Raw genomic sequence first — 1,842 nt, 5'->3', positions numbered from 1 at the left:
GCGCCGCCCGCCCCCCCCCCCCCCCCCCCCCCCCCCCCCCCCCCCCCCCCCGCTGCTCTAGCACGGAAACGCTGCGGCATCACCCCGCGTCGTCGTCGGCCCCGCCATCCGCCGGCGCGCGCGGCGCCAGGTCGCGCTGCACCTCGGGGCGCTTCAGCACGGCGTCGATCTTCATCGCGTAGTCCAGTGCGGTGTCGGGCTGGAAATGCAGGTCGGGCGCGAATTTCAGCCGCACGGCGTGCGCCACCTGCTTGCGCAGGAAGGGAGAGACGCGCCTGAGCCCCGCGAACTGCTCCTTCGTCAGGTCGCGCCCGAGCCCGCTGACGAAGGCGGTCATGTGCTTGAGGTCGGGGGAGGCACGCACCTCCGTCACCGTCACATGCAGGTCGTGCAGGTCGGGGTCGCGAAACTCCTCGCGCGCGAAGACGGCGGAGAGCGCATGGCGCACCTCCTCCGCGACGCGGAGCTGGCGCTGCGACGGGCCGAGCGTGTCGCCGCCCTTGTGGTCATGCTTGCGGGCCATCTGTGCCCTCCTTCAAGCGCGAAGGGGCGCGGCCTGCGCCCCCCCCCCCCCCCCGCCCCCCCCCGGGGGGGGGGCGCCGGCTTCGAGGCGGCGCTGCAGGCCAGCTGCGCGCGCCTCTCCGGCGCCTTTGGCATCGCCGCCATCGCGGAGGCCGAGCCCGGCCGCATCCTCGTGGCGCGCCAGGGCAGCCCGCTGGTGGTCGGCGAAGGGCATGACAGCGCCGCCGTCGCCTCCGACCCCGTGGCGCTCGCCGGCCTCGCCACGCGCTACGTCGCGCTGGAGGATGGCGACATCGCGGAGCTGACGCAGGGCGGGATGCGCATTCGGGGGGCGCGCCCCGCGCGCGGCCGTGGCTGGACGCCGGTCGTCGTGACGCCGGCCGGAACCGGCGGGGCGGCGCAAGGCAGCCACACGCGGCGCGAGATCGCCGAGCAGCCGGCGGCGCTGCACGCCACCGCCGTCGCGCTCGACGGGCTGCGGCTTCCCGCCCGCGTCGCCCGCGCGCCGCGGCTGCAGGTGATCGCCTGCGGGTCGAGCCTCTACGCCGCCGCGCTCGCCCGCGGCGCCATCGAGCGCGCCGCCGGCATCCCGGTGGATCTCGAGATCGCCTCCGAGTTCCGCGACCGCGCCCCGCCGCTGGCCCCGCGCACCGCGGTGGTGCTGGTCAGCCAGTCCGGCGAGACCGCCGACACGCTGGCCGCCATGCGCATCGCCGAGGCGCGCGGCCTGCCGACGGTGGGCGTGGTGAACGTGCCGCATTCCGCGATCGGGCGCGCCGCCGCGGTGCGCTGGCCGACCGCGGCCGGTGTCGAGATCGGCGTCGCCGCCACGAAGTCCTTCACCTGCCAGGCCCATGCGCTGATGCGCCTCGGCCTCGCGCTGGGCGAGGCGAATGGTCGGGGCGATGCGGGCTTCCGCGCGACGCTGGCGGCGGCGCTGAACACCCTGCCTTCCGTGCTCGCCGCCGCCGAAGGCTGCGAGGCGCAGATCCGCGATCTCGCGCATCGCCTCGCCGCCGAGAAGGAGGCGCTGTTCATCGGCCGCGGTGCTGGCGCCGCCCTGGCGCTGGAAGGCGCGCTGAAGCTGAAGGAGCTCTCCTACATCCGCGCCGAAGGCTATGCGGCGGGCGAGCTGAAGCACGGGCCGATCGCGCTGGTGCGCGAGGGTTCCCCGGTGATCGTCTGCGCGCAGGCCGACGAGCAGCTCGCCAAGACGCTGTCCAACGCGCAGGCGGTGCGCGCGCGCGGCGCGCGCGGGGCGGGGGGGGCGGGCGCGGCCCGGGCCCGGGCGGGGCGGGGGGGGGGGGGGGGGGGGGGATT

The 1,842-nt window shown here is 77.0% G+C and carries 2 protein-coding genes; one reads left to right on the top strand and one right to left on the bottom strand.

Features of this window, described 5'->3' with window-relative positions; genetic code table 11:
- Window positions 1–79: 79 nt before the first annotated feature.
- Entirely contained in the window at window positions 80–523 is a 444-nt protein-coding gene (rbfA, locus tag AC1MIR_RS09295; protein ID WP_480027886.1) for a 30S ribosome-binding factor RbfA, read from the bottom strand.
- Here rbfA and AC1MIR_RS09290 point away from each other — a divergent pair.
- Window positions 509–1,842: SIS domain-containing protein (locus tag AC1MIR_RS09290; RefSeq protein ID WP_480027885.1), on the top strand; the 1,334-nt coding region annotated here is incomplete at its 3' end. The two genes, rbfA and AC1MIR_RS09290, sit on opposite strands and share 15 nt — an antisense overlap.

This window comes from Falsiroseomonas sp. RANM36, assembly GCF_056682175.1.
This window is presented reverse-complemented; position numbering and strand designations above follow the sequence as displayed.